The 6,720-nt window shown below is 59.8% G+C and carries 5 protein-coding genes; 4 read left to right on the top strand and 1 reads right to left on the bottom strand.

Annotated features, from left to right (window positions below):
- The 3 genes from ACXRVY_RS13650 to ACXRVY_RS13640 all read left to right on the top strand — a co-directional run.
- The coding region (locus ACXRVY_RS13650) for an ornithine decarboxylase (RefSeq protein ID WP_458237558.1) at positions 1 to 1,909 on the top strand (1,909 nt) is incomplete at its 5' end.
- A gap of 80 nt (positions 1,910 to 1,989) precedes the next feature.
- Positions 1,990 to 3,330 (top strand): putrescine-ornithine antiporter, encoded by a 1,341-nt coding sequence (gene potE, locus ACXRVY_RS13645; protein ID WP_458237557.1) that lies wholly within the window; start codon positions 1,990 to 1,992, stop codon positions 3,328 to 3,330.
- 48 nt (positions 3,331 to 3,378) lie between these two features.
- On the top strand, positions 3,379 to 4,284 hold the full coding sequence (locus ACXRVY_RS13640; RefSeq protein ID WP_458237556.1) for an amino acid ABC transporter substrate-binding protein: 906 nt from the start codon (positions 3,379 to 3,381) through the stop codon (positions 4,282 to 4,284).
- A gap of 102 nt (positions 4,285 to 4,386) precedes the next feature.
- Here the strand turns inward: ACXRVY_RS13640 and ACXRVY_RS13635 are convergent, their stop codons facing one another.
- Positions 4,387 to 5,724: an MFS transporter gene (locus ACXRVY_RS13635; protein ID WP_458237555.1), complete on the bottom strand. Its 1,338-nt coding sequence runs from the start codon at positions 5,722 to 5,724 to the stop codon at positions 4,387 to 4,389.
- Between the two features lie 230 nt (positions 5,725 to 5,954).
- Here ACXRVY_RS13635 and ACXRVY_RS13630 point away from each other — a divergent pair, with 230 nt between their 5' ends.
- Positions 5,955 to 6,521 carry a nucleotidyltransferase family protein gene (locus ACXRVY_RS13630; protein ID WP_457266048.1) on the top strand — a complete coding sequence of 189 codons (567 nt, stop codon included), beginning with the start codon at positions 5,955 to 5,957 and terminating at the stop codon, positions 6,519 to 6,521.
- The last annotated feature ends 199 nt before the right edge of the window (positions 6,522 to 6,720 follow it).

Genomic DNA, 6,720 nt, shown 5'->3' with positions numbered 1-6,720 from the left:
GTCCAGCAATAATGCCGAGTACTACGGCAATCAACTGGAGACCGCCGCCAAGGCCTATGAAGAAAGCCTGCTGCCGCCGTTCTTCGATGCGCTCAAGCATTACACCGAATCGGCCAACGCGACCTTTGCCTGCCCCGGCCACCAGGGCGGCCAGTTCTTTCGCAAACACCCGGCAGGTCGGCAGTTTTTCGACTTCTTCGGCGAGACGCTGTTTCGCGCCGACATGTGCAACGCCGACGTCAGGCTCGGTGACCTGCTGATCCACGAAGGCCCGGCGCTGCTGGCGCAAAAACATGCGGCCAAGGTGTTCAACGCCGACAAGACCTACTTCGTGCTCAACGGCACCTCGGCGTCGAACAAAGTGGTGACCAGCGCCCTGTTGACCCCGGGCGACCTGGTGCTGTTCGACCGCAATAACCACAAATCCAATCACCAGGGTGCGCTGTTGCAGGCCGGCGCCACGCCGGTCTATCTGGAAACCGCGCGCAACCCCTACGGCTTCATCGGCGGCATCGACGCTCACTGTTTCGAAGAAGACTACCTGCGCCAGCTGATCGCCGAAGTCGCCCCGGACAAGGCGCAACTGCCACGGCCGTTTCGCCTGGCGATCATTCAACTGGGCACCTATGACGGTACCATCTACAACGCCCGGCAAGTGGTCGACCGCATCGGCAAGCTGTGTGACTACATCCTGTTCGACTCGGCGTGGGTCGGTTACGAACAGTTCATTCCGATGATGAAGGATTGCTCGCCGATGCTGCTCGATCTGGACGAGAACGACCCGGGCATCTTCGTCACCCAATCGGTACACAAGCAGCAGGCCGGTTTCTCCCAGGCCTCGCAAATCCACAAGAAAGACCGGCACATCAAAGGCCAGGCCCGCTACTGCAACCATCACCGGCTCAACAACGCCTTCATGTCCCAGGCTTCAACGAGCCCGTTCTACCCGCTGTTCGCCTCACTGGATGTGAATGCCCGCATTCACTCAGGCCGCAGTGGTCTGCGCCTGTGGGACGACTGCGTGAAGTTCGGCATCAATGCGCGCAAGCTGATCATCGAAGCCTGCACCATGGTCCGCCCATTCGTGCCGGATACCATCGACGGGCGCCCATGGCAGGATCATTCGACCGATGCTATCGCCAGCGATATCCGTTTCTTTGAGTTCCATCCGAAGGATCGCTGGCATGCCTTTCCCGGTTATGCCGACAAGCAGTACTTCATCGATCCCTGCAAACTGCTGTTCACCACGCCGGGCATCGACCCGGTGGACGGCAGCTACACCGAGTTCGGCATTCACGCCGGCATCCTGGCCAACTTCCTGCGCCAGAACGGCATCGTTCCGGAAAAATGCGACCTCAACTCCATCCTGTTCCTGCTCACCCCGGCTGAAGACTGGGCAAAGATGAGTCACCTGGCGGCACAGATCGCCCGTTTCGAACGCTTCGTTCAGGACGACGCGCCGATGAGCCGGGTGCTGCCAGCGATCTATACGCAGTACGAAGAACGCTACCGCGACTACACCATCCGCAGGCTCTGCCAGGAAATGCATGACCTGTATCGCAGCCACAACGTGCAGCAGCTGCAGAAGGACATGTTCCGCAAGGAACACTTCCCGAAAAAGGCCATGAACCCGCAGCAAGCGCAAATCGAGTACATCCGCGGCAACGTCGAGCTGGTGGCGTTGGCGGATGCCGATGGTCGCATTGCAGCCGAGGGCGCGTTGCCTTACCCGCCGGGCGTCTTGTGCGTGGTGCCGGGAGAAATCTGGGGTGGCGCGGTGCTCAAGTACTTCCTGGCGCTGGAGGAGGGCATCAACCGCTTGCCCGGCTTCACACCGGAACTTCAAGGCGTTTATCTGCAGCAGGAAGGCGGTCGCACGCGGGCGTATGGCTATGTGATCAAGCAGTAAGGATCACCCTCGTACTCGGTGGCAGGTGTCAGGTCAGCGGGCCCAGGGGTTAACTCTCTGAACAGGGCAAGGAGTTTGCGATGGCTGATTCAAGCAAGAAAATGGGCCTGATGGGGCTCACGACGCTGGTAACGGTCAACATGATGGGCTCGGGCATCATCATGTTGCCCACCAACATGGCTCAGTTGGGTGCCGTCTCTTTGTTGTCGTGGATTTTCACGGCGATTGGTTCGATGGCCATCGCCTACTGCTTTGCCCAGTGTGGCGTCTTCTGCTCGCGCTCCGGCGGTTTGTCCGCCTACACCGAAGAGGCCCATGCGAAGTCGGGTTTTTTCCTCTGTTCGTACCTGTACTTCCTGTCACTGGCCATCGCCAACGTGGCCGTGGCCATTTCGGCGGTGGGCTACATGACGGCCTTCGTGCCCTGGCTGGGCACGGGTGCGATTCCACTGTGCATCGGCACGATCGCACTGATCTGGCTGACCACCTTCGCCAACTTCGGTGGCCCAGGCATCACCGGCAAGATCGGCGCCTTCACGGTGTGGGGCGTGATTATTCCGGTAGCCGGCCTGAGCATCATCGGCTGGTTCTGGTTCAAGCCCGATGTGCTGGCCGCCGCCTGGAACCCCAATAGCCTGGCGATTTCCGAAGCCATCGGCAAAGCCATTCCCCTGACCCTGTGGGCCTTCCTGGGCATGGAGTCGGCGGCCCAGGCCACCGATGCCGTGGAAGACCCCAAACGCAACGTGCCATTGGCCTGCCTGTTCGGCACCCTGGGTGCCGCCGTGGTCTATGTGCTGTCGACCACCGTTATCCAGGGCATCATTCCCAACGCTGAGCTGGCCAAGTCCTCCGCCCCCTTCGCGCTGGTCTATGCCACGATGTTCAGCCCGATGGTCGGTAATATCGTCATGGCGCTGGCGGTCATGGCCTGTGTCGGCTCGCTGCTGGGCTGGCAATTTACCCTGGCGCAAACCGCCAAGATGACGGCTGACCAGAACCTGTTCCTCAAGCTGTTCAGCAAGGTCAACGCCATGAATGCCCCCGTCGTCGGCATGATTGTCTGCGGTGTGCTGCAGACCCTCCTGGCCCTGTCGACCATCTYGCCCGACGCCGCCGCACAGTTCAGCAAGCTGGTCAGCCTGGCGGCGGTCACCAACCTGATCCCTTATATAACTGCGATGACCGGCCTGCTGGTGATCATGCACAAGGCCGGGGTCTCGTCGGCCATACACTCGCGTAACGTGGTGGTCCTGCTGATTGCAATAACGTACGCCTTGTACGCCTTGTATGCCTGCGGCAAGGACGCAGTGATGGGCGGCACCCTGGTGCTCGCTTTCGGCTACCTGCTCTATGGATTCCTCGCCAAGCGCTTCACCGACGCGCCGGCGGCCAACCAGGCAAGGGCCGCAAACCCTTAGGCGTGGCCAACAGGACTGCACAGACATCTGCATACGGGGAAACCGGACATGAACGTACCATTTGCCACAACCACCAGACTGCTGCTTGCCTTCGCACTCTCGACGCTGCCGCTAGTGGCTGGCGCCAACACCGTTGAACGCGTGCGCAGCAGCCAAACCTTGACCCTGGGCTACTTGCCGGACCTGGCCCCTTTCAGCAAGCAGGAAGGCGACAAAGCCAGCGGTTATGCCATCGACCTGTGCCTGAAAGTCGCCGACAAGCTCAAGAGCGAGCTGGGTCTGCCCGACCTGCAAGTGCGCTACCAGCCCGTCAAGRTTTCGGACGAGGTCAACGCGGTGAGCCAGGGTAAAGTCGACATCCTCTGCACGCCGACACCGCCTACCCTGGAACGGCGCAAGATGATCAGTTACTCCATACCGATCTACACTGCCGGCCTCTCGGTCGTGGTGCGCAACGATGCTCGCGAATCGCTGCTCAATGTGCTCAATGGCAAGGTGGCCAATACCGGCCCGACCTGGCGTGCCAGCATTAACAACGGTCTGGCCAACCAAACCTACGCGACCCTGGAGGGGGGCGTGACCGAAGACTGGATTCGCGAACAGATGCGCCTGCTCAACGTGATCGCTTCGCTGGTGACCGTGGCCAACAACGACGAGGGCGTCAAGCTGGTCGCCGAGGGCAAGGCCGATGCCTTCTTCTCCGAACGCATGCTGCTGCGCAATGAAGTCGCCAAGGAGGGCGCGGCCAAGAACCTGATGCTCCTGGACCGCATCTTCGAGTACTCGCCGGTGGCGATGATCGTGGAGCGTAACGACGAAGACTTCCGCTTGCTGGTCGATATGGCCCTGAGTGAAGCCTATCACTCGGGCTTCATAGAAAAGGCCTACGACCAGTACCTGGGCGGAACCAACGCTACCGTGAAAAAACTGTTCAGGGTGTATGCGTTGCCTTAGTGGCATCGTTGGCAACGGGCGCTCCGCGGACGTGTTGCTACTGTAGGAGCGAGCTCGCTCCTACAGATCCGCACCGGGCCCAGGACAGGCTTTTTTGGTGTTTCAGGCGGACGCGCTCACTCCTTCGGCTTTTTCTTGCGACGCAACGTCATGCAGGGAAATCCTCGAAGTCTCCGGCAATGCCAGACCACCCGCCAGCGCGAGCAATGCAACCGCGATCAGATAGAACGCTGGCGACAGGTTGCTGCCGGTGGTGCTGATCAGCCATGTCGCCACCAGCGGAGCGGTGCCGCCAAAGAGGGTGTACGCCATGTTGTAGGTGATCGCCGAGGCGGTGTATCGGGTACGGGTAGGGAAGGTTTCYGAGAGCAAGGCCGCCGTCACCACGCCACACAACACCGCGCCAATCGCCAGGAGCATGACGCCGCCGATGGACACTGCGAACGAGCCGGAGCTGGCCATCAGGAACGATGGATACACGCTCACAATCAACAGACCGCAAGCGGTCATCACCGTCATTCGACGCCCGACCCGGTCCGAGTACAGCCCGGCCAGTGGGCAGATCGCCGCAGCGAACAGCAATGCAATCAGCGACACCAGCAACGCTGTGGCGCGACTCAGGCCACCCGCGACTTGCAAGTAAGTCGCGAAATAGGTGGTGAACATATAAAACGACAGTGCCGTGAGTGACACAAAAGCACCCAGACAGCAGATAGYCGCACCRTGGTTGCGCAAGGTTTCCTTGAGTGGGGAGTGTGCGACTGCATGTTCCTGGGTCACCGCCTGGAATGCCGGTGTCTCATCGAGCTTCCAGCGCAAGTAAAGACCCACCAGGCCCAGGGGCGCKGCAATCAGGAACGGCAGGCGCCAGCCCCAACTGCCCATTGCTTCGGCCGACAAGGACGCCTCGAGTGCGTAGGCCACCACGGCTGCCGCGGCGAAGGCGGAAAATGTCGACACCGGAATGAAGCTGCCGTACCAGGCGCGCTTGTCACTCGGTGCATGCTCCATCAGGTAGGCACAGGCACCGGCGTATTCACCCCCGGCGGAAAAACCCTGGGCGCAACGGATCAGGGACAGAAGAATCGGCGCCATGACTCCGATCGCCGTATAAGTGGGCAGCAGGCCGATCAAGGTCGTCGCCCCGGCCATCAGCAGAATGGTCATCGCCAGGGTTCGCTTGCGGCCGATCCTGTCGCCCAGCATGCCGAAGAAAATCCCGCCAAGGGGCCGAAACGCAAAGGCCACGGCGAATACCGCAAAGGTCTTGAGCAGCGCGGCACTGGCATCGCCGCTGGGGAAAAATTGCTGGGCGATGGTCGTGGCCAGAAAGCCGTAGACGGCGAAGTCGAACCACTCGACGAAATTGCCGATGCCGGCAGCCACAATCACTCTTCTCAGCGTTCTTGGGCTGACTTGTTCCATCGTTGCGCTCGTCATGCTTGACCTCGACCGTTCGTCAGTAAGCTATCGATTATCGGGGCAGGCACTGAGGCGGCTCACTTCAAAAGTGTCATCCACATAGTCCGTACCGACTTCATGTCGTTGAATGAGGCATGATTCGCGCCAGATTGGCCGAGGGTGAGTAAAGGGCGGTGTATTTCGCGTATTTGTAAAGCGTTGGCGGTATCGTCGGTCGCCAGGACTTGATCGATTTGGAAGGGATGAAAATGACATCGACTGTCGAAAGCCTGGTCAGGATCGCAATGACCAATCCAGTAAACGCAGAACTTGCCGATCGCTTGCCCAAGCTCGGTTTGAACCAGTGCATGCTCACCGCCGGTTGCCTGTTCCAGGCCGTGTGGAATCATCAGTCACAGCGACCGCCAGCGTGGGGGGTGAAGGATTACGACGTTTTTTACTTCGATGATGATCTGTCGTGGGAAGCCGAGAATGAGGTCATCCAATCCGCTCGGCATCTGTTCAACCACCTCGACGTGAACGTTGAATTCAAGAATCAGGCTCGCGTTCACCTGTGGTACAACCAGCGGTTTGGCGGGGATTATCCACAACTTCAGTCGGCCAGAGACGGGATCGATCGCTACCTGATTGCCGGTACCTGCATGGGGCTGGATATTGAAACGGGCGAGGTCTATGCACCCAACGGCCTGGCCGATACTGAGCAGGGGCTACTTAGAATCAATCCAAAGAATCCCAGGCCAGACTTGTTCGACCAGAAGGCGAAAAGTTACCAGGTTCGCTGGCCTTGGCTCAGGATCGTAGAGACGCAACGTTGAGTTGGCGCGAGGGGCGTTTACCGATGAAGCAATTTATTGGAGATGAAAGCTGATAACGCGTGCCACGACGGCCTGTAAACGAAGCAGCCCGTGGAGACGGGCTGCTTGGACTGTGGACTCGACACAACAGATCAGCTGTTGGTGCGGTCGGCTGCCTTGGCCTTGCTTTGAGTGACAGCGGCTTCAGCCTTCTGTTTCT

The sequence above is a fragment of the Pseudomonas sp. P5_A2_2 genome (assembly GCF_054177685.1).
This window is presented reverse-complemented; position numbering and strand designations above follow the sequence as displayed.

Coding starts and splice junctions, on each gene's coding strand:
- ACXRVY_RS13630 (WP_457266048.1), top strand. CDS start 5,955: ATGACATCGACTGTCGAAAGCCTGGTCAGGATCGCAATGACCAATCCA.